This window comes from Lysinibacillus sp. NPDC093197 (assembly GCF_044754025.1).
Lineage (GTDB): Bacteria > Bacillota > Bacilli > Bacillales_A > Planococcaceae > Lysinibacillus.
Window position 1 is genome coordinate 23621 of sequence record NZ_JBIVOH010000005.1, and the last position, 25505, is coordinate 49125.

The following is a 25505-nucleotide window of genomic DNA, read 5'->3' on the forward strand; positions in this document are numbered from 1 at the left end:
CCATCGATTCTATCCTTCATGACCTCTATAGTATGTAATTTCATGCTGGAATTTCTTCTAATGGAGTACTTACTCTTCCCATGAGAAAATGGAATGCACCAATACCTCTTTTATTTTCTATTAACTTCTTAAAAAGCTTTATAGAAAGATTAAAACAATATAAAGACTGAAATTTCAGATATATATAGTTAAAGGACTAGCGCGCAAACACCGTACATTCCTCCGTTAATAATGCTCCTAGGTGGGCAATTAATGTGCATTTTCATTTGAGATTTAAACTTTGATAAATACATTCTCCAACACAGATGCCTACATAATGCATGTGTACCCCATTTTCTAGGTCGTCATAACAAGCATAAAAAGCTGGAAAAACTTATTTAAATCTCTTTAATGTTATTTTCTCCCTCCCGCTTTTCAATAATTATCTGTTACCGCTTTCAAATGAAATATACCAAATTAAAAATTAATTGTAAATAATTTTCTTTATATTTTAAATTTTTGAAAAAAAAATCCACCAATAATTAAGCTATTTAATCGCATTCAAACAAAGAATATTGTAAGCAACATAAGGGTTTCACAGTCTTTTTACTGTGAATGACAAGTTGATTTCATTGGGTAATTTTAAAAAATGTTAATGTTGAGAATTTTCGGAATATATGTATAATTCACTTGTGTACGCATTTCAGTTGAAGAAAATATATTCCTACACTTTAATATGTAGGACAAAATCCTTATTATTCAGTATGTTTTAATGCGTTAATTTTGTAAGGAGGTGTTATTATTCGATTTTGTCCTTTTGCTGTAAAAGAACAGACCTAGTCACTTAAAGCTGTAAGGCGTAACAACATATCTTTAACACGTACTAGCTTTCGCTTCACAAATTTAAACGATAGGATTTTAACGCACATTTCAGAAAATCTACTTCAACTGGAAACTCTTTTTACAGGAGCTCTTAAATAAATATACGAGGAGGCATAAATATGAAATATACTTTTAAAGTAATCGGTATCTCTACACTGCTCTTAGGGCTTGGTTTTGGTCAAGTGAGTCCAACACATGCAAGTGCAGAAACAAATGTTACAAGTAATCAAACACAATACGTTAGTACACCAATTTTTGAAAAAAATAATATAGTGTTAAATAACCAAGGATTAGATGTAACGAATGAACTACAACAAGCACTTACATCGGAAAGTTCTACAATAATCATTAAGTTTAAGTCCAACAATCAAAATGCATTGCAAGCTTTGTTTGGAATATCAAATAAAGACACTGGCTATAAAAATAATTATTTTGATATTTTTTTACGAAATAACGGTGAATTGGGTGTCGAAGTAAGAGACGCTAATGCAAGTATTAATTATCTGATTGCAAGACCCGCTTCTCTATGGGGGAAAGATGAGAGTGGAGAGGTTTCTAACACTGTAGCATTTGTTTCAAACTCACAACAGGGTATGTATGCGTTGTATGCTAATGGTGAAAAAATTATTGAAAGTAAAGCTTCAAATTTTAAACCGATTAACAAAATTTCAGGAGCAAATTCCTTTGTTTTAGGTGGAGTTAACCGAGAAGGAAAACTAGACTTTAAGTTTAATGGAGAAATAGAATCACTAAAAATATTTAATGAATCTTTATCCAATGACCAACTGATCAATGAAACGACAAATTCCACTACAAACAACTTGATTTTTAAAGCTGGCGATACAACAAAAGCTAATTATTTCAGAATTCCTGCTTTATATACGCTAAGTAATGGCAGAGTTCTTGCTAGTGTGGATGCTAGATACGGAGGGACACATGATTCTAAAAGCAAAATAAATATTGCTACCTCATATAGTGATGACAATGGGGTTACTTGGTCCAATCCCAAACTAGCCTTAAAATTTGATGACTATGCAGAACAAGCAATTGATTGGCCTAGGGATGACGTAGGTAAAAATATTCAAATAAGTGGTAGTGCCTCTTTTATTGATTCTGCATTAGTGGAGGATAAACAGAACAATAAGGTAATTTTGATGTCTGATTTTATGCCAGCTGGTATTGGAAATCAGAATGCATTAAAAACGGATTCAGGTTACAAATCAATAAATGGACAGTTCTATCTAAAATTGAAATATGGCTCTGAATCGGCATATAATTATTCCATTCGTGAAAACGGTGTAATCTATAATGATATTTCAAATACACCCACTGAATATAGTGTGGATCATTACTACAATATAAAAAAGAACAATGAATATTTAAATGTAGAGCAGTACTCTGTCAAGTTTGAAAACGGTAATCTAATTGAATACAAAAATGGTAATCAAGTTAAAATGAATATCTTTTACAAGGATTCCTTATTGAAAATTACACCTACGAACTATATAGGCTATACGACAAGTGATAATTCAGGGGAAACTTGGAATGCTCCGCTATTATTACCGCCTTTCCTTGGATTAAATTTTAACGCTTCATACTTAAGCCCTGGACAAGGTTTGGTCTTAGCTGACACGAATCGCATTATCTTTTCATCATATGCAAGTAAGCAAATGGTATATATTATTAGCGACGACAATGGGCTAACTTGGACACATAAAACCGCTCCACTGCCGTTTACTAATGCAACTGCCGAAGCACAAATGGTGGAAATTAAACCAGGTGTCATTCAAACGTATTTAAGAACGACAACAGGCAAAATAGGCTATATGACGAGTTTAGATAGTGGAGATAGTTGGAGTGAAGTGAAATATCTAGACATCGTGGAAAATACCTCTTATGGTACACAACTGTCGATTATTAAATATTCTCAGCTAATAAATGGCAAAGAGGCAGTAATATTAAGTACCCCGAATTCCACAAATGGCCGAAGAAATGGACAGTTATGGGTAGGATTCATCAATCAAGCTACAAATACAATCGACTGGAATCACAAGTATGATGTCGATTATCCGCAATATGGATATTCATATTCAGCACTTACCGAGTTACCAAATCATGAAATCGGTTTATTGTATGAAAAATATGATGCATGGTCTAGAAATGAGTTACATTTAAAAAATGTATTGAAGTACACTACTTTAACGATTGATGACATTATGAATTAATTCATACATTCCGAGCGTTGGATTGCTAATTGATAATAAAGACACGTTAAGAAAAAAACATTCGTACAATAATATAGTAGTAGCATATCAAGGGCTTCCAGAAGCTCTTGATATTTTTTTGTTAACTAATGGGTTGCTCCTATTATTTGAATAAGTTTCCCATTATGAGCATCTATCACGACAGTTGGATTTCTATTATCAAATTGGAGCATAATTACCCATTCTTTACGGTTAAACATTCGATTTAACATGCCAGTTTGATTGTGTAATTGTGTATTTATTTGTTCAGTAGTCAGCTCCTTTACATTGACATTCATTTGCGCAGTATATGTATGTTGAGGAGGATTATTTAAATACATTTCTGCCTTTAAAACGGCATCTTTAGTATCTAACATTGGTGTCTTATAAAAATACAATAGCAATAGTAGCAGGCCCATCAAAGTCACAATGTTTTTCAATAGCCTATCTCCTTAGTTCTCATATTTTATCAGCGATTCGATTCATTTTATTGGCCATCCTCTCGATGCTATCAGCGATCGCTTACCCCCAGTAGATAATAATCGAAATTGTCCTCACAACCAGCAATATAGTATTCTGATTTGCCTTGCATCTTACCTTTGCTAGTTATAGCAGTACAAATTTCTGTCTTAACTCCTTTATCTTGCCCACCGAATGCATCATTCGTGTTATCGTATGAATATTGAATGTTCTCCCCATCATAATGTAAATCCTGAAAAATAGGATCACCTTCGATGGTAAAGGATGTCACCCGAATCTTGTCCTCTTGCTGCTTTGTTATGCTCTGCAAAAATTGCTCAAAACGCTCTAGGTTGTGAATTTCACTTGGTGTAACCGTAATATCCCCCTTTTCAATGGCATCTGCTGTGCTATAGCTACTTTTTGAACAGCCCGTTAAGACAAGCATACTTATGAAAACAAACATTACATTTTTCATCATTTTATAGTAAATGTCCTTCATGTTTTTTATCTATTATACACTAAATTTACAATATATTGTAAAATTAATATTGTATCTTGAACATATTGGAGATGTGATTGAAGTGAAAAAAACGGCCGTATTGTTATACCCGCAATTTAGTGAATATGAATTAAGTGTAGCATTATCAATATTAATGCAAGGGAATAAACCCATTGTGACAGTTGGTTTAAATAATAAGAGTTGCATTAAAGGTGAGTCAGGTTTATCTTGTTTAGCAGATATACAACTTTGCGAAGTCAATTTAGAAGAGTTTGATAGTCTGTTATTACCTGGCTGTTTGGACATTATGACATTAGTAGATGCGCAAGAGCTAATCGATTTTATTAGAAAAATGAGTTCTACTGGGGCAATCATTGCTAGTATTTCAAGCTCTCCATACCTTTTAGCTAAGGCTGGTGTATTGAAGGGCAAAAACTATACAGTAGGCTTGTCACTTGAAGGTATGAAGCAATTAGGGGTTTTTGACCTTAACTATTACTCAGAAGACTTAATCGTCCAGGATGGTCCGATTATTACTGCAAGAGGAAGAGGTTTTATTCAGTTTGGTGTTGCTTTTGGTAAAGCGTTACAACTTAATTTTGATGAAAATTGGTATCAAGCATAAAAATAATGGATAGTTCTGTCGCCAAATTACTGACGAGAACTATCCTTTTTCGCTAGGCATTTCAATATACGACTAAAATGAAAAGCAGCTCTTGTTATATCCAGATGCTGTAGTCTATTTTCACTTTTTGGCTGTAGCTATCGATAAATGATTTTTACAAATTGATAAATCCCCCAATTACTGCTTTCCTTTTTGGCAAATAAACATTACATGCCACGAAATTTCACTGCTCTGTGGCAGTTAAGAGATTTAACTAGCCCCTAATAGGCATACAAATAGACCACTTAGTCTTACATCTCATATGTTAATTATGAACCACAACTTATCAAAACAGGAGGTAATAACATGTTTAATCGTAAGCGTCACCATGGAAGAGGACCACAATGCTGCCCACCACAAACAATGCCAACACAATTTGATCCACCACAATTTTTACCACCAGAGCAATATGTTCGCACAAATTATATCCATACAGTTGTACCACACGTTCAGCCAGCACATATCACAACAGTTAACAAACATATCATTGATCATCAATACTACTTCCCATGCACTGAAAACGTAGTAAACGAGTGCTGTGAAAACCACACTCTATGCGGTATGCCACACAATCACTGCCATATGCCACAGCACCATATGGGTCACCATAAACATATGGGCATGGGTATGGGGTATTAATTTTTTATGCGATGAGACACTTTTTGTCTCATCGCTTTTCTCATCTTCTATCGGCTGCACTATTCTTTTCCAGCAATCTTCACTTGGTTTCGCCCCGCTTGCTTAGCAAGATACAGTGCACCATCTGCAGCTTCAAAAAGGGCTTCTGTCGTACTAGCCATTTTCGGATACTCCGCAACCCCAGCTGATAATGTTACTGGACGTCCACATGGACTATTCGTGTTTGCTAACAGTTGTCTTAAATTTTCGGCTACAACTGCTGCTTCTTCAACAGATGTATTAGGCAATAAGATAATAAATTCCTCACCACCATATCGACAGCAAATATCATGTTCCCGTGCTACAGCTTTCATATTTTTTGCTAAAAATTGCAGTACTTTATCTCCTACTGCATGACCATAAGTATCATTAACGCTCTTGAAATAATCTAAATCAAGTAAAATAATCGAATGCATCATATGTTTTTTCTGCCATTCATATAGCATAGCATCCATTGTGCGTCGATTTGTTACACCAGTTAAAGGATCTGTTGTCGATTGATCTTTAAAATAGGATACTTGCCCTTGCAAAAAGGACAAACTTCGAATAAGCGCACTCTTTAAATAATACGCTTCAAAGTACCAACTGCGTACGGACTTTAACCCTTCTACATTTCGTGAATCTAAACTTTCTTCCGTTAATGTTGCTAACTGTTGTAATGGACGGGCAATTCGCGCTGCTGTCCATAATAAAATAATGATTGATAATAGCATAAGAGGGATAGCCTTAATCGCTACATCTTGTACTCGGTCGAATGAAGGCTCTAGCGCTACATCTAACGGTCTTTGAGAAACGACTCCCCACCCTGCTAGCGGCACGGAGCTATATCCTGCCAGCATCTCTACCCCTTTTGTGTTCGTTACTAGCTTTGCGCCATTTTTTCCCGAAACAACTTCTTGAACAGCTTTATTTTTTATTACAACATCGTTAATGCGCGTTGGATCTTGATGGTAAATAATACGTCCATCTGCATCTACTACAAAAACATACGAACCGTCATGATAATAATGCTCTCCTAATAGCAAGTTAAATACATTCTTTTCCTTTAAATAAATTGTACCTGCTACCATTCCTAAGTATTCATTTTCCGCTGAAAATATAGGGTATGAAATAAAGATAATTAGTCTTCCTGTTATGCCTTCATATGGTTTGGATACGAGAGGGGTTTTTTTAGATAACGCCTCTTTCCCCCCTGCAGAAGTTAAATACCTACCTTTAACATCTACAGAAGGCGGTGATACAGACAATACTAAACCATCCGCATTGGACACAATGACTGAGTTAAACATATTATTTTGCATTTTCAAACGATCTGTTTCCCGATCCAAGGCTGCCTCATCGTTCATGATAGATTCTATATTGCCCGCACTATATCCTAAAATTTGAAAGGCTTCTTCTAAGTATGCACTTGCGGTAGTTGCCAATTTTTGTGCATATACACGATTGGTTTCAAGCGAATTTTCCTTTATCGAATCAACATTCATGCGATAGCCACTCCATAAGCTACCGATACTTGTAAGGAAAAATGCTGCCATAGCTAAACCCATTATTAAATGCTTTAGCCTTAATTGTGTTGATTTCATTGTTTTTTATTACTCCTATTTATGTATTTTGGACATCTTATTAATTAAGTTTAAAGACTCACTTTCCACTATCTATTAAAACACAAATTTCATTTTATTTTACAAATATCTTGTATATATTAAAAGTATTTGTAAAAGAAGTATTGTTAAAGACCTATACAGGAATTGTAAAACTAAACTTTTAATCATTTTTCTGGTTTAAATATAAAACTAAAAACTCAATATATGATAATTTTTACTATATTTCTCTAACTTAATGTATATATTTATGATTATTGAGCTATCTCTTTTACAATTAAATACGTTACTTAGAACACGACTATTCTATTATATAGCAACGGAAATTTATGTACGAGATGATTATTCCATTATAAAAAAAGACTATTTACAATAAGCGTAAATAGTCTTTTTCTTATATTTCTTCTTTTCGAACATGTTCAATCAGTCTTTCTAAATACTGAATAGAGCCCTGTATTCTAAAATTCGCATAGTCGCCAACAAACTCTGCTAACACTTCTCCACCTGGTTTAACTAAATGCTGTCTATCTGATTTAAAAAGTAAGTCCCATTTTGAATGCATCCCGTTTAACTTTTTTTCTAAAATATGAATGATTCTATCGCGGTCCACATATTCCATATTCGCTAAACCGATAACCATATCACCTATCGTATTTGCACTTTCAAGGGATTTATAAATCTTTTTTGGCAAGGCATCGCGGCCCTTTTCCGTAATGGAAAACACATGCTTATCTGGTCGATTATCCTCTTTTATAACTTCTTTCGTCTCGATTAGTCCTTGCTTCGCTAATGATTCAAAATGATAATATAACTTACTTTCCGTTAAACCATTTATCGAATCAAGGGACTGTAATTCTGAGATTTGTTTTTTTAAATTATAAGGATAATTATCTCCTTGCATAAGCTTGCTAAGAATGAAAATTTGAATTGCCATTGTTTCAGCTCCTTAGGCAAATATTAGTTCTATTTTATCAAAACTAACGATTTACTTCATCAGAATTTTATGCCTTTGATAAATTCTAAAAAAACTACTTCTCCACAGCTACTGGTAGTGGTTTATGAAGTACCCAAACAATAAGAACATTAATGACCATTGCTACAAAGCCAACTGTTGTTAATCCTAAAACAAACGGAGCCGCACTCACACTACCAAAAATACTGTTAAAGTATGCTTGAACAGAATAATACATTGGTGAAATATGACTCATCCATTTATACGGTAAATACATCATATCGCGATTGATTGTTGCACCATTCGCGATTGTTTGGATTAATAGAACTGGAATATTTAAAATCATACCTGCTTCACCAACTAATAAAACGAAAACTGCAGTGAAGTTAAAGCATGCCCAATAGTTTAGTATTTGTTGACCCCAAATTTGGAAGAATGAATCTGCTCCAGATAAATCATTGATTGCAAATGACATTGCTGTTGATACTAAACCAGCTAACATACCGATAATAATTGCTGTTAATTGCATGTAGATAAATAAACGTGTTTTCGTTGCTTTCCCACGACTCGCTTTAAATGCACCTACTAATTGCATCGCACCAATCATTGCCCCAACATAAATTGCCATTGTTAAGAACATTGGAAGCATATTATTATGCATACCATCTGGCACGTCGTTCAACGTAACAATATTTCCTACATAACTATTTTCAATTTGTGCCGCTAATTCAGCCGCTTGCTCTTTTGGAACATGTAAGTTCATTAAAATTCCTTGAGCAGTTTGTTGTGAAAATTGTGCACTTAATTGTGCGTTAATTTGCATGACGATTTGTTGCATAGAAGATGACACTGCTGTTGCACCAGCTTCATTAATTGAGAAATCAATGCTAGATGATACATCTCCTTTTTGTAAATCAGCTGAAAACGTCTCTGGAATGTGAACAACTAAAGCTAAGTCGTTTTTTTCTAAATCTTTTATAGCCTCTTTATTTGAGATCTTTGTTTGAATATCCTCGAATGGCAGCTGTTCAGTTAAACTATCCGCTATTTGAGCGCCATATTCTCCTTTATCATCATTAATAATGGCAATCGGTAATTGATCCATATTGCCCGGTATTGCTGTGTACCCTGGTAAAAAGATACCCAACATACAGACCGCATATAAGATCCCCATAAAAATAGAGCCTTTTGCACCCTTCGTTTTCAAAAACTCTTTAAACTTCATTTAATTAGTACTCCCCTTCTACAAACCTGTTTGTTCAATTTATATTCTAAACAGAATAGTTTAATTTAAGTAGTTTAATTAAACCGTGAGTGTAATTCTACAAAAATACTATTTACTTTGCAATCAATACATATAGCCTACTAATATTAATTTTTATAATTTGTCCAAAGTGTGAAATAGCATCTCTTTGATAACGTTTACAAGTTCAGACTTAGAAAATCAGGGATTATTTGTAAGTAGGGAGCTTATAAAGACATTTTTATTTATTAGTTTTATTACTATCCTGTCTCATTTTCTGTATGAAAAGAATTATATCAATTGATTAATAAATTCATTCATATTTCTTTAAAACAATTGCTGCATTATGACCGCCAAAGCCAAATGAGTTCGATAATCCGGTATTAATATTCACATGACGAGCAACAGATGGTACATAATCGAGATCACATAATGGATCGGGATGTTCTAAGTTGATAGTAGGAGGAATGATTCCTTCTTTTAAGCTCATCGCTAATGCAATTGCCTCCGCTCCACCAGCCGCTCCTAGCATATGACCAAGCATTGATTTATTTGCTGTTACTGGGATTTTATAAGCTTGTTGGCCAAACAACTGCTTAATAGCCATCGTTTCAGAAATGTCTCCTACTTTTGTACTTGTCGCATGAGCACTAATGACATCAATTTCTTCAGGCGATATTTTGGCATTTTTTAAAGCTGACTTCATTGCGAGATAGGCTCCCTCGCCTTCTGGATGCGTGGCTACGATATGATGTGCATCTGAACTTGCACCATAGCCTATTACTTCTGCATATATTTTTGCCCCTCGTCGTAATGCATGTGATAACGATTCTAAAATTAAAATGCCTGCTCCTTCTGACATAACAAATCCATCACGGTTGTCATCAAATGGACGGCTAGCCATAGCAGGTTCATCGTTTCTTGTTGATAATGCCGTAGCATTTCCAAAGCTAGCTATCGATAAATCTGTTATCGCGGCCTCTGTTCCACCTGCAAACATAACATCAACTTCACCGTAACGAATTAATCTAAATGCTTCTCCGATAGCTGTATTTCCGATTGCACAAGCTGAAACAGGTGACATGGAAGGACCCATCGCTTTCCACTTAATACTAATTTGAGCTGCAGCAGCATTAGCCATCATGCAGGTACTAAAGTTGGGCTAACTCTTCGTGGCCCTTTCTGTCTAAGCGCATCAATATTTTCAATGAAAGTTTCAATTCCACCTATACCTGAGCCGACGTATACGCCTAATCTTTCTGCATCTATTTGATTGAGGTCTAAATTGGCATCTTGCCATGCTTGTTCTGCCGCAACTAAAGCAAATTGAGCAAAACGATCTAAGCTTCTTGCTTCTTTCTTACCTAACGCTTCCTCTGCATTGAAATCTTTTATAATACCTGCAATTTTTGTTTTTTGATTTGTAGTATCAAATGTATAAATCGTTGATATGCCCGATTGCCCATTCATCAAATTGTTCCAAAATGTTTTAACGTCGTTGCCTAGAGGAGAAACTACTCCCATTCCAGTAATCACAACTCTCTCCATTTTTCATTCCTCCAAATCAATATTATAGTTGTATTTTACATCGTTAATATCCTATTACAAGACACTGTTTATCCTGGTATAATAACTACTAGGAAAAAATGATACTGAGGTGTTGTTAACTTGAATGATAAAAATAGGCTTGAAGCTTTGTCGACATTTTTAAAATCGAAACGTGCCCAAATAAAGCCCGAGTCTATCGGTTTGCCTGCCGGAACGCGGAGAAGAACACCAGGATTACGCAGAGAAGAAGTTGCCCAATTGGCAGGTGTAAGTACTACTTGGTATACATGGCTAGAGCAAGGAAGAGATATTAAAGTATCTGCAAGTGTGCTTGATTGTATTGCTACTGCTCTGCAATTGAGTAATGATGAAACAGACTACTTATACAACCTTGCATTAGATGTAAAATCTGAAATGACAAATCTAAAAAAGAATTCTTCAGAGCTTAGCCCTGCTTTAAAACGAATATTAGCTGAATTAACATATTGTCCAACCATTATTACGGATCGGCATTGTCATATTGTCGGTTGGAACGCTGCTGCTGCGCATGTTTTTTTAGACTTTGACCTAGTACCGTATAATGAAAGAAATTTAATTCGTTTAGTGTTCACTAGAAAAGAGTTTAAAGCGTTAGCCGTCAATTGGGAACATTTTGCGAAAGGTTTTCTTGCTATTTTCCGTACCTACTATGGACACTATTTAGGTGATGAATGGTACAACCAATTTATTGAGGAAATGAGTCATTCCCATCAAGAATTCCGAGATTTATGGCAAGAAAGTCAAGTGAGTAAGGCGCCAGAAATGATAATCGAATTTAGACATGCCAAAGCAGGCAAAATGTTGTTTAATCTCACTTCACTCCAAGTTCAAGGTGATATGGATTTACGATGCAGTATTTATACACCTGCAGAGGAAACAGAAACAGAGGATAAATTAAAGCGGTTAATGAAGAAGGTATCCGGTGAAAAATGAAATGGATTTTTTGGTAGAAAAAAAGCGTTGGAGCCCTTGAGCCCCAACGCTTTTGATTAATACATTTTTAAATATTGATCGCGTTCCCATTGGTGTACTGTTGTACGGTACATGTCGAACTCGATTTCTTTTGCTTCTTTAAAGTTAGCGTAAATGTGCTCACCTAAAGCAGCTTGAGCCACTTTATCTTGCGCAAGTAATGTTAACGCATCGTCAAGCGCTGGCGGTAAATTGGCAATACCGTTTGCTTTGCGCTCTTCTTCCGTCATTACGTAGATATTGCGGTTAATTGCCGCTGGTGGTGTTAATTGTTGGCGAATACCTTCTAGACCCGCTTCTAAAATAACAGCCATCGCTAAATATGGGTTTGCTGCTGGGTCCACTGAACGTACTTCTACACGAGTTGAAAGTCCGCGTGCAGATGGGATACGAATAAGTGGTGAACGGTTTTGTGCAGACCAAGCAACGTAGCATGGCGCTTCATAACCAGGAACTAATCGTTTATAAGAGTTAACAGTTGGGTTTGTTACTGCTGTGAATCCTTGTACGTGGGCAAGGACACCTGCCATGAATTGCATTGCTGTTTCAGAAAGGCCTAGCTCAGTAGACTCATCATAGAATGCATTTTCTTTACCTTTAAATAATGACACGTTAAAGTGCATACCAGAGCCTGCTTCACCAAATAATGGTTTTGGCATAAATGTTGCATGTAGGCCGTGTTTACGTGCAATTGTTTTAACAACTAATTTGAACGTTTGGATGTTGTCACATGCTGTAATGGCATCTGCATATTTAAAGTCAATTTCATGTTGACCAGGTGCTACTTCATGGTGAGAAGCTTCAATTTCAAAGCCCATTTCTTCAAGCTCTAAAACGATATCACGACGACAGTTTTCACCTAAATCAGTAGGTGCTAAGTCAAAATAACCACCGTGGTCGTTTACTTCTAACGTAGGTTCACCTTTTGCATCTAATTTGAATAAGAAGAATTCTGGCTCAGGCCCTAAGTTGAAGCTTGTGAAGCCCATATCTTCCATTTTTTTAAGGATACGTTTTAAATTGTTACGTGGGTCACCAGCGAATGGTTCGCCTTTAGCAGTGTATACGTCACAGATGAAACGTGCTACTTTCCCTTTTTCTGAAGTCCAAGGGAAAACTACGAAAGAATCTAAATCAGGATATAAATACATATCTGATTCTTCGATACGCACGAAACCTTCAATTGATGAGCCATCGAACATCATTTTGTTTTCTAGTGCTTTGTCTAGTTGACTAACTGGAATTTCAACGTTTTTAATTGTACCTAGTATATCCGTAAATTGTAAACGAATGAAACTAACATTTTTTTCTTCGATTAAACTCTTGATGTCCTCTTTTGTGTATTTACCCACAGTTTTCCACACTCCTATAAATTGTCTAGCTTATATCTTTACCCTACCCTATTAAATAAAAACCGACCAATTGAAAAATACTTGCATTTATCTAATAGAATCGGGATAAATCCCCACGTCGGATAGATGACTTTTGCATGCGCTGTGCTTGACGCATTTCTTCGCGCATAATTTGACGTAATTCTGTGTCAGTTAAATCAGGTTCTTCAGCTGCAACAGGATCTAATTTTTTAGCAAATAATTTTTTAATTTTCGCCATATTCATACCCTGCTCCAAGTAATCTTTTATTTCAAGAAGCGTATCGACGTCATTTAATGAAAACATTCGACGATTACCTTCTGTTCGGTGTGGCTCAATTAAATGGTGTTCTTCATAATAACGAATTTGGCGTGCCGAAAGCTCGGTCAATTGCATCACGATACTCATAGATAATAACGGCATCGTTCGTCTAATTTCACGACTCATTTAAGTCCCCCCAATACCCGCTTATCATATAACGAAAAATTTTCACTGTCAACAAAGATGTAAGGTTTCCTAACATGGTTTTTTAATTTTTTTTAGAATTGATAAAAAATTGTTAAAAACTATACAGATTACAGTCTTTTTCTTGTTAATAAATTGTAAGAAACAGTAGATTTCAGTTCCATTCGCTCCTTTTTACTAATTTCCTCCACTTAGAAGTTCTATACGCAACGTATTTTCCATTCGTACTGAAGTGTCAAACTCCCACTATTACCATTACGAGACAAGCCCCATCACAAAACTGTGATAGGGCTTGTCTAACAGCTATAAATTGCCTATTTCCGTATGCTTTGGACAGCGCTACAAATGGCAAATTTCACGTGCTCATATGTCAATCCACCTTGAATAAATGCTGTATACGGCGGACGAATTGGACCATCCGCTGTAAGTTCAATGCTTGAGCCTTGAATAAATGTCCCCGCTGCCATAATGACATCGTCTTCATAGCCAGGCATGTAAGCAGGCTCTGGAGCGTAGTGCGCATTAATTGGAGAATTTGCTTGAATTTCTCGACAGAAAGCAATCATTTGTTCTGCTGTTTTAAATGATACCGATTGAATTAAGTCTGTACGTTCCGCATGATAACTAGGGAAAGTATTCATCCCTATTTCCTCCAGCATTGCTGCTGTGAAAATGGCACCCTTTAATGCTTGACTAACAACATGCGGTGCAAGGAAAAAGCCTTGATAGAAATCACCAAGTGTGTTTAATGTTGCACCTGCTTCTGCCCCAATACCTGGTGAGGTCATACGATAAGCACATTTTTCTACTAAATCAGCTCGTCCTGCAATATAACCACCTATTTTTGCTAAGCCACCACCCGGATTTTTAATAAGAGAACCTGCCATTAAATCAGCACCTACTTCTGTAGGTTCCTGTGCCTCCACAAACTCACCATAGCAGTTATCAACAAAAATAACGGCATTTGGAGCCAATTCTCTAACTTTTTCACACATTTTTGCAATTTGTGAGATGGTAAAGGAAGGACGAGTTGCATAGCCTTTTGAACGTTGAATAGCTATCATTTTCGTGTTTGGTGTAATAGCTGCAGCAACTGCAGTCCAATCAATTTCTTTGTTGTCAATCAAATCTACATGGCGATAACCAATTTTATAATCCTTCAGCGAGCCCGTATCTTTGTCACCACCATCGACAATCGATTGTAGCGTGTCATATGGTTGACCTGAAATATAAAGCAATTCATCACCTGGTCGTAGCACACCGAATAGACTAAGCGTAATCGCATGTGTACCAGATATGATTTGCGGACGGACAATCGCCGCCTCTGCTCCAAAAACTTGTGCATATACACGCTCAAGATTGTCACGTCCCTCGTCATCATAGCCATAGCCATTTGACGGATGTAAATGAAAATCGCTTACTTGATGCGCTCTGAATGCGGAAAGTACCTTTTGCTGATTGATGAACGCCATATTCTCTACCTTCGTGTGATAAGGGCGCACCTTTTCTTCTATTTTTTCCGCTAATGTTAACGTTTCTGTTGTTAAATGGGTTGTAAAAGTCATTGTTTTCGTCTCCGTTTCAAATTGTTCTTTCCTATCTTATCAATTTGTTTGCAACCCTGCAAAAATTGCTATTGTGTCTAGCTGTTAAATGCGCTAAGCTAAGGGGCGGACTTACTACAAATTATTCTCGTATAAGGGGGGAAAGTGATGGCTTGGGAAGTTTTTAGCATCATCGGGACAATTGCCTTCGCTATTTCCGGGGCAATAATTGCAATGGAAGAAGAATACGATTTATTCGGTGTATATATACTTGGCATTGTAACTGCATTCGGTGGAGGTGCCATTCGTAATTTACTGATTGGTCTACCTGTCACAACATTGTGGGGGCAAGATATGATGTTCCAAATTGCGATTGCTGCAATTACTATATTTTTTATTTTTCCGCATCATCTAATACAGCATTGGCATCGTTGGGGCAATTTCACCGATGCTATTGGTTTATCGGCTTTTGCTATACAAGGTGCATTGTACGCTGTCAAACTCAATATGCCAATTAGTGCAGTCATTGTTGCTGCTGTTTTAACTGGTTCAGGCGGTGGTATTGTTCGGGATTTATTGGCTGGACGGAAGCCACTCGTGTTACGCGATGAAATTTACGGTGTATGGGCAGCACTTGCAGGTCTTCTTATTGGACTGGAATTACTACCAGGCGATATTTTCTTATATGTATTATTCGGTGTCATTACAGTTTTACGAGTTCTTTCATATATGAAGAAATGGCGTTTGCCGTTACGGAAGTTGAACCGAGCTTAATAGAGGCTTTACCGTTGATGTCCGCTACGGCGAGTGCTTTCCGCGGGCACAACGTAAGCCGCAACCGTCGCTGTCGCGCCGCCTGTTGCGTCTTTCGTTTTGTGCTGTTCCCGCAGGAGTCACTCGCCTTCGCTACCATCAACTCGTGTTCTCTTCTAATTTTTTATTTACTACCAAAGAATGAACAGCTATAGTTTCATTCATTTTACATAGCGTAAAAATGCCATCACATTAGTCGAACTCTTTCTGCTTTACCGTTGATGCCCGCTACGACGGGTGCTTTCCGCGGGGTCGCAACCGTCGCTGTCGCGCGAATTGTTGCGTCTTAGGCTGCGTGGGTTCCCGCAGGAGTCACTCGCCTTCGCTACCATCAACTAGATTGTATATACTATTTCCTTCGCTCTAAGAACAAACCTTATTCCTCGTCAATTATTATTTATCTATTAGCGCCATAGACTCTGCTAATGTAGCCATATTGCTCATCATCGAACAAGCTGCGTCTAGAATTGGAAACGCTAATGCTGCACCAGAGCCCTCTCCCAATCGCATATTCATATGAAGCATCGGCTCTACTCCTAGCAATTCGGCTGCTATTTTTGCCCCAGGTTCTTCTGATGCATGAGAAGGTATGATATAGTCTTGTACTTTTGGTTCAAGCTCATATGCAATTAGTGCAGCTACTGTAGAAATAAAGCCATCAATGACAACTGGTTTGCGATTTGCGGCAGCCGCAAGGATCACTCCAGCCATAGCCCCTATTTCTAACCCACCAACTTTTGCAAGTATATCGATTGCATCATGACGATTAGGTTTGTTTATTTCGATAGCCTTTTGAATAACAGCTACTTTATGTTCAATTCCTCCTGACCCTAGCCCTGCACCGAATCCCGTCACTTCATGCGGGTGACAAGCATGAAGTACTGATAATATAGCTGCACTAGGTGTTGTATTGCCAATCCCCATTTCACCAGTACCAAGAACATTTGCCCCTTTTGCTATTTCTGATGTAGCTATTTCTATGCCTACTTCAATTGATTGGACTGCTTCTTCCCTCGTCATTGCCGGACCTTTCGCCATATTATCCGTACCATATTTAATTTTTTTTATTAGTACACCAGCATTAAGCGGAATATCCTCTTTGACACCGACGTCCACCGTTACAATTTTTGCATTTGTTATTTTAGCAATAGCACAAACACCTGTTACCCCTTTAGGAAAATTCAATGTTTGAAAAAATGTTACGTTTTGTGGATTCGATGTTACCCCTTCGTCACAAACACCGTGATCTGCCGCACAAACGATGATCACTTTGTTATCGAGTTTAGGATATAGTTCTCCCGTAATCCCAGTTAGTTGTATAGCAAGCGACTCCAGCTTCCCTAAACTGCTTGGTGGCTTGCTAAGAGAATCTATACGTTCCTTCGCATTTTCCATCATTTTGTTGTTAGTACGTTGAATTTGTTGAATCGTTTGTTGTAGCAATTGCATCATCATCTCTCCTTTTTTTAGCCTTTTACATAAAAGAATGAAAAAAATAGAAAAGTCTGTAGTTTATTTCATAACAAATAAACTACAGACTTTTCCATCGTCCATATCATCCGAAGCAATTAGGCAGGTCTCCTGGCTCAATCTCAACATTTTATAGAACCTTCCCAGCCATCGCTAGTGGTATTCTCTATAAAACTCCATTTTACAGTGGTGGGACCGCTAAAGCATTTCACTTTATTCCCTATTCTCCCAACGTGGGCACCTAATGCTTTTATGTAATTACTTTAAATTTACGACAAAGTTTTTTGAGTGTCAATATTGTTAAAAGTTTTGGTAACAGCACTTTTTGCATTGCCATCATTTAATATAAACAAAAAAAATGAGGTATTTAACAACTGACTTGTTAAATACCTTCATCTTTACATTATTTAAATTCTAATTCCCCATCATAGGCAAGCATGCCGCCTTCAAGATTTGTTACATCAAAGCCTTGTGCTTCTAAATAAGCACATGCATTTGCCGAGCGTCCGCCAGCTTTACATACGATAATATAAGGCTTAGATCTATCTATCTCATCTAGACGCTCTGGAATTGTTCCAAGCGCTATATGCTTAGCACCAGGAATGACACCTTGTGCTACCTCATCATCTTCTCGCACATCAATAATGTATAGGTCTTCGTTAGCATCTAGTTGTTCTAATAATTGCGTTGTATCCATTGATTTCATCTTTATAGTCCTCCAATATATCAATTTCCTATTACATTATAGCGTGAACGAAAAAAAACAGCTAGTGATGTAGCACTAGCTGCTTAAAATGACTCTATTCTTCTGTCTCTAAAAATTCGACTTGCTTTGCTGGAACGAAAGTAGAAATTGCGTGTTTGTAAATGAGATGCTGTTTGCTTTCAGCATCAACTAATAATACTGTAAAGTTGTCATAGGATTTCACTGTTCCTTTTAACTGGAACCCGTTTAACAGAAACACAGTTACAAAAACACTGTTTTTACGTAGATGGTTCAAAAACGTATCTTGCAAATTGATTGATTTCATAGATTGCGCCTCCCCTACTCTCTTTCTACCTCTTCATTCCTATAGTAGCATGTTATACCAATTTATCAATTAGTAATTTTTAGAAATTATTAAAGTTTTTAGTCTTTTTCAATAAAATGAATGTCCATCTTATTACGGAAATAAGTAAGTTGTCTTTTCGCGTAGCGACGAGAATTTTGTTTTAAACTTTCAATTGCTTCTTCTAATGTGCATCGACCATCTAAGTAATCATACAATTCCTTATAGCCAATCGCTTGTATTGACTGTACACCTCGAATATTTTGCTGCCATAACCCTTTTACTTCTTGTAACAGCCCTTTGTCCATCATCAAATCTACTCGGCGATTTATGCGATCATAAAGCTCATCGCGTGACATATTTTCTCCAAGCCCTAAAATCAAATGGCGATAAAGGGGGATTTCTCCACGATTATGTTCATCTGAAGCTTTTGAAACACCACTTAATTCAATCATTTCTAATGCTCGAATAACACGTCTTGTATTATTCGGATGAATTGTTTCTGCCGTTTTCGGATCCAATGCTAGTAGTTTTGCATGCATTGCTTCAGGACCCAACTTTTCTAGCTCTTCATAATATGCCTTACGTGCTACCTCATCTACCTGCTCCTCCGTAAATTGGAAATCATAGAGCACTGCTTGTACATATAATCCAGAGCCTCCAACAATAATTGGCAACTTCCCGCGTGCCTGTATTTCACTAATTTTGGCACGCACCAGTTTTTGATAATCCGCTACTGAAAATGATTCTGTTGGCTCTTTGAAGCTTAATAAATGATGTGGTACACCTTGCATCTCTTCCTCGGTAATTTTCGCTGTACCAATATTTAAGTCTTTATAAATTTGCATCGAATCGCCATTAATAATTTCACCATTATACTTTTTTGCTAGCTCAATGCTCAGTGCTGTTTTACCAGAGGCCGTTGGACCAACGATTGCAACAACCTCTGCTTGCTGAATTTTATTTTGTATCATACTTTTTTAACCACCGTAATAAAACTTGATGAACCGCCTGATGATTGTCTTCATTTAAAATTTCGTGTCGCTTATCTTCAAATAAATAGACTGTAACATCCTGTATACCTGCTTCTACAAAACGCTCTGCCACTGTATACACTCCTTGACCACCGTCACCAACAGGGTCCTTGCTACCACTTATCAAAAGGATCGGTAAGTTTTTATTTATTTTTTCAATCTCTTTTTTTCGATTTAGCACCATAAGGCCAGCCGTTAAATCAACAAAAAATTGGTTTGTTGGTATAAAGCCACAATATGGATCATCAATATATTTTTGCACCTCATGCTCTACAGAACATAACCAATCATACGCTGTTTTAGCATTTGGAACTTGCTTATTGAAGCTCCCAAAACTCAATTTATTTAATAAAGGGCTCTCCAACTCTTTGCCCATCTGCATTGCTAATACTTGTGCAACATAATGTCCAATCTTATGCAATGTTGAAACGTTTCCTGTTCCACAAAGTATAACGTTATCCACGCCATTGCCGTAAAGCTGAATATACCTTCTAGCAATAAAAGAACCCATACTATGACCGAACAAAATGAAAGGCACATCGGCAAATTGAGCATGCATAGTTAATATCACTTCATGGGCATCTTCAACAACACGGTCAAAACCATTTTTCTCAGCGAAAAAACCTAATGTGCCGTTATAAGATGCTGTTTCTCCATGTCCACGATGATCATGCATCGTAACTGCATAGCCTGCTGCACATAGTATTCGAGCAAATTTTAGATAACGTCCACTATGCTCTGCCATGCCATGTAAAATATGAAAATGACCTATGCATGGAATAGCCGGAGTCAATGTTCGCGTAAACACAAAATGTCCATCCGACATTTTCATATAACGCTCTTCCATTTACTACACCTCCACATCTGCAAAACTTGTCGCATCTATTATGGCTTGTTCTAATTGAGCAACATAAGTATTTCTTTGGGATTCTGAGTAGTGAAAACGCTGTTGCATTACTTGAATTACTTGCTCCTTATATCGTTTCACTGCATCAATATCAAAGTATAATAATCCCGTACGACGAATAAAGAAATCACAAGGTGTATAAACCATTTCCGCTTCTATACCATAGAGCAGCATCGCATGTAACACGAGAGGCATCGTACTGCCATGCTCATGCAAATACTTCACCTGATCAAATAAAGCGTCAACATTTGTACCATACTTTTGCACAAGATGCTTTGCTTCATCATAATTCAGGCCATACTGAACACCCTCTCTAGCTTTATATGCAGTATAATCAGGGAAATTAATAGCATTAATGCCCTTTGCACCCGAAAGCGACAGCTCACGTGTCATACATGGACTTGCATGCTTAAATTTATGTGTTTTGACAATTTTATCAACAATTGTTTCAGCCATTTGGCGGTAGCCTGTTAGCTTGCCACCAGCAATGGTCATCAAACCACTTGATGCTGTCCAAATCTCATCTTTACGCGAAATTTCAGAAGGGTCTTTACCTTTTTCGAAAATAAGTGGACGTACACCTGCCCAAGAAGATTCAACTGTTTCTCTTGTAATTTCGGCTGTTGGAAAAACATTTTTAGCAGCCTCAATTAAATAATCTACATCTTGTTGTGTTGCAGTAGGGTGTATAGGATTTCCTTCATAAACTGTATCCGTTGTCCCTAAATATGTTTTACCATCACGTGGAATTGCAAAAGCCATACGACCATCTGGAATATCAAAATAGACTGCCTGTTGCAATGGGAAGTGCTTTTGATTGAGTACAATATGGACACCTTTTGTCAGACGTAATTGTTTTTTGTCCGTACTTTTATCTTTTTGTCGTACTTCATCTACCCAAGGGCCAGTAGCGTTGACGATTTGCGCCGCATGAACTTCCACTACTTTCCCTGTTACATGATCTTTTACTTTTGCCCCAATTAGCTTTTTCTTGTTATATAAAAATCCTGTCATTTCAGCATAGTTTACACAAAGTGCACCATATTCAACCGCTTTTTTTAACACTTCAATTGTTAAACGTGCATCATCGGTACGATACTCCACATAATAGCCGCCGCCAACGAGCTCATCACGCTTTAATAATGGCTCAAGCGCTGCTGTTTCTTGTGCACTCAACATTGTGCGACGTTCTTGCTTTTTCACACCTGCTAATCGGTCATAAACCTTCAATGCTATTGAAGTCGTAAATGGACCAAGTGAACCATGCTTATATAAAGGCAACAGCATCTTTTCAGGCGTCGTTACATGAACAGCATTATCATAAACGATTTCGCGTTCACGCCCAACTTCAGCCACTACACCCATATCAAATTGTTTTAAATATCGAAGGCCTCCGTGAATTAGCTTTGTTGAACGGCTTGATGTACCAGCCGCAAAATCCTGCATCTCAATCAATGCGACAGATAATCCTCTTGATGCGGCATCGAGTGCAATTCCAGCACCAGTAATGCCACCTCCAATTACTAATACGTCAAAGCTATATTGCTCTAAATAATCCATAATTTTAGGACGGTTCTCAAATGAAAACATACTTTCTCCCCCATTAGCTATGATTTGAATAAACGTGTAGCTTCCACAGCTCTTTGCCAGCCCGCATATAATATCGCGCTTTGCTCTGTGCTCATTTTGGGTTGATAGGTTTTCCCATTTGCCCATAATGCAGCTAACGCCTCTTTATTTTCCCAAAATCCAGTTGCCAGCCCTGCTAAATAGGCTGCCCCGAGTGCAGTCGATTCATTAAGCTTTGCTAACTCCACCTCTAACTGTAAAATATCACTTTGGAATTGCATTAAGAAGCCATTACTTACTGCTCCACCATCTACTCGCAATACTTCAATTGGTGTGCCAGCCGCTTCCTCCATTGCATCCAGTACATCTTTCGTCTGGTAAGCCAATGATTCAAGCGTTGCGCGGATAAAATGTTCTTTTGAAGTACCCCGTGTCAAACCAAAAATAGCGCCACGGGCATCGGTATCCCAGTATGGTGTGCCTAATCCTACAAATGCAGGTACAACGTATACACCATCTGTATCAGCTACCTTTGTTGCATATTTTTCAGATTCTTTAGCAGTGCGAATCATGCGAAGACCATCACGTAACCACTGAATTGCTGAACCTGCTACAAAGACACTGCCTTCTAATGCATATGTCACAGTGCCATCAATGCCCCAAGCAATCGTTGTAAGCAAGCCATTTTCAGAATGTATAGCCTGTTCACCTGTATTTAACAACATAAAACAGCCGGTACCATACGTATTTTTAGCCATGCCCTTCGCAAAGCATGTTTGCCCAAAGAGCGCTGCCTGCTGGTCGCCAGCAATACCTGCAATTGGCGTTTCTTGCCCAAAAAATACGCTCGGTGCGGTTTTCGTATAGATTTCTGACGAATTTCTTACTTCTGGTAACATCGTCATTGGGATATTTAGTAGCTCGCAAAGCTCTTCGTCCCACTGTAGTTCATGGATATTATAAAGTAATGTCCGCGCCGCATTCGAATAATCCGTAATATGTGCCTTCCCTTTTGATAATCGCCAAACAATCCAAGAATCAATCGTGCCGAAGAGTAAATCACCATTTTCCGCCTTGTCACGTGCACCTTCAACATTGTCTAAAATCCATTTAATTTTTGTTGCAGAGAAATAGGAATCCAGACGTAACCCTGTCTTTTGTTGAAACATGTTTTCATGGCCTTGTTCCTTCAACTCTTTAACAATGTCCTGGGTTTGCCTTGATTGCCAAACGATAGCATTGTAGACAGGCTGACCTGTATGTTTATCCCAAACTACCGTAGTTTCCCGCTGATTTGTAATGCCAATTGCATGTACCTCACTTGCTTCATGACCACTTTCAGTTAACACAGCTGCGATAACTGAGAGCACTGATCCCCAAATCTCATTGGCATTATGCTCTACCCAGCCTGCCTTCGGAAAATACTGCTGAAATTCCTTTTGTGCAACATGGACAATTTCACCTTTATGATTGAATAAAATCGCTCTTGAACTTGTCGTACCTTGATCAATTGCTAAAATAAATTCACCCATTTTTTCTCCCCCTTAGGTTTTCTCACCACGCACGAGATTGCTGTAGGTTTTTCTTTTATTTACTGCGACCTCGATGCTCAGTTATCACTACATTACCCGTTTGAACATTTTTTCCACTTCATAGGTTGTAAAATGAATTAGCACTGGGCGACCATGTGGACAGGTAAATGGATTGTCTGCTTCGCGTAAATCGTCTAGCAATGCAACCATTTGCTCTTTCGTTAAATAATGATTAGCCTTAATAGACTTTTTACAGCTCATCATAATGGCTGCTGCCTCACGCATTTTTTTAACATCTGCCTTTTTCGTCGTCAATACTTGCTCAATTAAATCCTCAATAATGTCCTGCTCCTCGCCATTTGGAAACCAACTAGGATGCTCACGAATAACAAATGATGACTGTCCAAAATCCTCTAAAAATACGCCAACAGCCTCTAGCTGCTGTCTATTTTCACGCAGTATAAGCGCCTCGTCTGCTGCGTAATGGAAGGTCAAGGGAAGTAATAATGTCTGTCGTTCGTTCGGATTCACTTGCCCAACCTTTTCACGGAAAAACTCGTACTTAATACGCTCCTGTGCCGCATGTTGGTCGATTAAATAAAAGCCATCCTCCATTTGCGCAACGATATAGGTCCCGTGAATTTGCCCTACTACTTCAAGAGCAGGGAATGGTTCTTTTTTAGGCTCTTCTATTTGAGATTCTTCTATTTGAGGTTCCTCATTTAGAAATTCCATGTGCTCTATTGGTGACTCTACTTCAACCTGATTTGTTTCTAATTGTTGAATTGGTTGCCAGCTCTCTTCTATAATTGTAGCTGTTGGTGCTGGCTCCTTAACTGGCAATATGCTGGACTCTTGAACAGTTTGCGCATCATAAAGCTTTTCAACGATAGCATTCATTTTTTCGACATCCAGCTTCGGGGTAGGCTTCCAAATATTCAGCTGTTCTGTTGCAGGTTTCGGAATTTTTTCTTTCTTTTCCATTAGTGGTACACGCATAACTTCTCGAATTTTGCCACGAATCGTTTCTTCAATCAATTTCAGTAGCTCTGGTTCTTTACTTAAACGTATTTGGTGTTTGGCTGGATGAACATTTACGTCTGTTAAATAAGGATCACCTTCAATATAAAGTGCTACAATTGGAAAACGTTCAATCGGTAAATACGTATGGTATGCGTCGATAATAGCCTTTTGCACCAAATAATGTTTCACCCAACGACCATTAACAAACAGCGACATATAATTTTTAGAAGCACGCGTCACCTCTGGTAAAGATATAAAGCCCGACACCTTATAGTCATGAGACTCCCCTTGAAATGGCACCATTTTTTTCGCATTATGCATACCATAAATCGCAGCAAGTACTTGCTGTACATCGCCTCGTCCATTTGTCTGTAGCAACTGCTGACCGTTATGTAGCAATCGAAAGGCAATTTGTGGATTACCAAGCGCTAGACGGTTCATAAGATCAATCGTATGCCCAAGCTCGGTTTGTATCGTTTTCATATATTTTAAACGCGCAGGCGTATTGAAAAATAGCTGTGCCACTGTAATATCTGTTCCTTTACGCAATGGCCCAGGCTTTTGCACTGTCACATGGCCACCCTCTAGTTCCACATACGTCCCTGATTCACCAGTCGAAGTAATCATCGTCATTTTGGATACCGATGCGATTGATGCTAATGCCTCACCACGAAATCCTAAAGTACGAATACGAAATAAATCATGCTCCTGATGAATCTTACTTGTTGCATGGCGTGAGAAAGAGATCAGTGCGTCTTCCTCATCCATCCCACTACCATTATCAATAACTTGAATTGAAGTGAGGCCCGCTTCTAGTAAAAAGACATCAATGGACGTACTCCCAGCATCAATTGCATTTTCGACTAGTTCTTTGACTACAGATGCTGGTCGTTCTACTACTTCCCCCGCGGCAATTCTATTGGATAGCCACGCGTCCATAATTTGAATTTTCCCCATGGCGCTTCA

Annotated in this window: 21 protein-coding genes, 1 pseudogene and 1 riboswitch; of the genes and pseudogenes, 5 read left to right on the forward strand and 17 right to left on the reverse strand. The window is 37.7% G+C overall.

The features are described from left to right. The first annotated feature begins 980 nt into the window (after window positions 1-980). Window positions 981-3086 (forward strand): sialidase domain-containing protein, encoded by a 2106-nt coding sequence (locus tag ACIP9G_RS14180; protein WP_401020237.1) that lies wholly within the window; start codon window positions 981-983, stop codon window positions 3084-3086. Window positions 3087-3211: 125 nt separating this feature from the next. Here the strand turns inward: ACIP9G_RS14180 and ACIP9G_RS14185 are convergent, their stop codons facing one another. After that, window positions 3212-3544: a hypothetical protein gene (locus tag ACIP9G_RS14185; protein ID WP_401020239.1), complete on the reverse strand. Its 333-nt coding sequence runs from the start codon at window positions 3542-3544 to the stop codon at window positions 3212-3214. Between the two features lie 71 nt (window positions 3545-3615). After that, window positions 3616-4065: a DUF4362 domain-containing protein gene (locus ACIP9G_RS14190; protein WP_401020241.1), complete on the reverse strand. Its 450-nt coding sequence runs from the start codon at window positions 4063-4065 to the stop codon at window positions 3616-3618. 82 nt (window positions 4066-4147) lie between these two features. Between ACIP9G_RS14190 and ACIP9G_RS14195 the strand changes: the two genes are divergently transcribed. Further along, on the forward strand, window positions 4148-4690 hold the full coding sequence (locus ACIP9G_RS14195) for a DJ-1/PfpI family protein (RefSeq protein ID WP_401020245.1): 543 nt from the start codon (window positions 4148-4150) through the stop codon (window positions 4688-4690). A 345-nt stretch (window positions 4691-5035) separates the two neighbouring features. Next, window positions 5036-5368, forward strand: coding sequence for a CotD family spore coat protein (locus ACIP9G_RS14200; protein ID WP_173478152.1), 333 nt, complete (start codon window positions 5036-5038; stop codon window positions 5366-5368). A 59-nt stretch (window positions 5369-5427) separates the two neighbouring features. Here ACIP9G_RS14200 and ACIP9G_RS14205 read toward each other — a convergent pair whose 3' ends face one another. From ACIP9G_RS14205 to fabF, 4 genes and pseudogenes are all read right to left on the reverse strand, one after another. Next, window positions 5428-6990, reverse strand: a complete 1563-nt coding sequence (locus tag ACIP9G_RS14205) for a sensor domain-containing diguanylate cyclase (RefSeq protein ID WP_401020248.1) — start codon at window positions 6988-6990, stop codon at window positions 5428-5430. Window positions 6991-7402: 412 nt separating this feature from the next. Further along, the gene (locus ACIP9G_RS14210) at window positions 7403-7942 is read right to left on the reverse strand and encodes a PadR family transcriptional regulator (protein ID WP_340825706.1); all 540 of its coding nucleotides are present in this window, start codon (window positions 7940-7942) and stop codon (window positions 7403-7405) included. Window positions 7943-8036: 94 nt separating this feature from the next. Further along, on the reverse strand, window positions 8037-9185 hold the full coding sequence (locus ACIP9G_RS14215) for a YhgE/Pip domain-containing protein (RefSeq protein ID WP_340825707.1): 1149 nt from the start codon (window positions 9183-9185) through the stop codon (window positions 8037-8039). Between the two features lie 331 nt (window positions 9186-9516). Next, window positions 9517-10751, reverse strand: a pseudogene (gene fabF, locus ACIP9G_RS14220) (beta-ketoacyl-ACP synthase II). A gap of 120 nt (window positions 10752-10871) precedes the next feature. Between fabF and ACIP9G_RS14225 the strand changes: the two are divergent. Beyond that, window positions 10872-11723: a helix-turn-helix transcriptional regulator gene (locus ACIP9G_RS14225; RefSeq protein WP_340825709.1), complete on the forward strand. Its 852-nt coding sequence runs from the start codon at window positions 10872-10874 to the stop codon at window positions 11721-11723. A gap of 56 nt (window positions 11724-11779) precedes the next feature. On the opposite strand, the gene glnA is transcribed toward ACIP9G_RS14225, so the two are convergent. The 3 genes from glnA to ACIP9G_RS14240 all read right to left on the reverse strand — a co-directional run bounded on the left by glnA (window position 11780) and on the right by ACIP9G_RS14240 (window position 15163). Continuing rightward, window positions 11780-13114, reverse strand: coding sequence for a type I glutamate--ammonia ligase (gene glnA, locus ACIP9G_RS14230; protein ID WP_340825713.1), 1335 nt, complete (start codon window positions 13112-13114; stop codon window positions 11780-11782). Window positions 13115-13205: 91 nt separating this feature from the next. Continuing rightward, window positions 13206-13580: a MerR family transcriptional regulator gene (locus ACIP9G_RS14235; protein ID WP_340825714.1), complete on the reverse strand. Its 375-nt coding sequence runs from the start codon at window positions 13578-13580 to the stop codon at window positions 13206-13208. A gap of 332 nt (window positions 13581-13912) precedes the next feature. Further along, complete coding sequence (locus ACIP9G_RS14240) at window positions 13913-15163, reverse strand: methionine gamma-lyase family protein (protein WP_401020252.1); 1251 nt, start codon at window positions 15161-15163, stop codon at window positions 13913-13915. 147 nt (window positions 15164-15310) lie between these two features. On the opposite strand from ACIP9G_RS14240, the gene ACIP9G_RS14245 reads away from it, so the two are divergent. Then, window positions 15311-15916: a trimeric intracellular cation channel family protein gene (locus ACIP9G_RS14245; protein ID WP_340825716.1), complete on the forward strand. Its 606-nt coding sequence runs from the start codon at window positions 15311-15313 to the stop codon at window positions 15914-15916. A gap of 432 nt (window positions 15917-16348) precedes the next feature. Here ACIP9G_RS14245 and cobT read toward each other — a convergent pair whose 3' ends face one another. The 8 genes from cobT to mutL form a co-directional block, all read right to left on the reverse strand. Then, window positions 16349-17404 carry a nicotinate-nucleotide--dimethylbenzimidazole phosphoribosyltransferase gene (cobT, locus tag ACIP9G_RS14250; protein WP_401020255.1) on the reverse strand — a complete coding sequence of 352 codons (1056 nt, stop codon included), beginning with the start codon at window positions 17402-17404 and terminating at the stop codon, window positions 16349-16351. 105 nt (window positions 17405-17509) lie between these two features. Beyond that, window positions 17510-17685, reverse strand: a riboswitch (cobalamin riboswitch). 143 nt (window positions 17686-17828) lie between these two features. After that, complete coding sequence (locus ACIP9G_RS14255; RefSeq protein WP_340825719.1) at window positions 17829-18131, reverse strand: rhodanese-like domain-containing protein; 303 nt, start codon at window positions 18129-18131, stop codon at window positions 17829-17831. 94 nt (window positions 18132-18225) lie between these two features. Next, window positions 18226-18456 (reverse strand): RNA chaperone Hfq, encoded by a 231-nt coding sequence (gene hfq / locus ACIP9G_RS14260; RefSeq protein ID WP_228134406.1) that lies wholly within the window; start codon window positions 18454-18456, stop codon window positions 18226-18228. Window positions 18457-18554: 98 nt separating this feature from the next. Then, complete coding sequence (miaA, locus tag ACIP9G_RS14265) at window positions 18555-19448, reverse strand: tRNA (adenosine(37)-N6)-dimethylallyltransferase MiaA (protein ID WP_401020258.1); 894 nt, start codon at window positions 19446-19448, stop codon at window positions 18555-18557. Continuing rightward, the gene (locus ACIP9G_RS14270; RefSeq protein ID WP_401020260.1) at window positions 19435-20355 is read right to left on the reverse strand and encodes an alpha/beta fold hydrolase; all 921 of its coding nucleotides are present in this window, start codon (window positions 20353-20355) and stop codon (window positions 19435-19437) included. Before ACIP9G_RS14270 ends, miaA begins: the two co-directional genes overlap by 14 nt. Window positions 20356-20358: 3 nt before the next feature. Further along, entirely contained in the window at window positions 20359-22005 is a 1647-nt protein-coding gene (locus ACIP9G_RS14275) for a glycerol-3-phosphate dehydrogenase/oxidase (protein WP_401020263.1), read from the reverse strand. A gap of 17 nt (window positions 22006-22022) precedes the next feature. Then, a complete protein-coding gene (gene glpK, locus ACIP9G_RS14280) occupies window positions 22023-23516 on the reverse strand; it encodes a glycerol kinase GlpK (RefSeq protein WP_401020265.1) in 1494 nt (497 codons plus the stop codon). A gap of 87 nt (window positions 23517-23603) precedes the next feature. Further along, complete coding sequence (gene mutL, locus ACIP9G_RS14285; protein ID WP_401020267.1) at window positions 23604-25496, reverse strand: DNA mismatch repair endonuclease MutL; 1893 nt, start codon at window positions 25494-25496, stop codon at window positions 23604-23606. Window positions 25497-25505 lie beyond the last annotated feature (9 nt).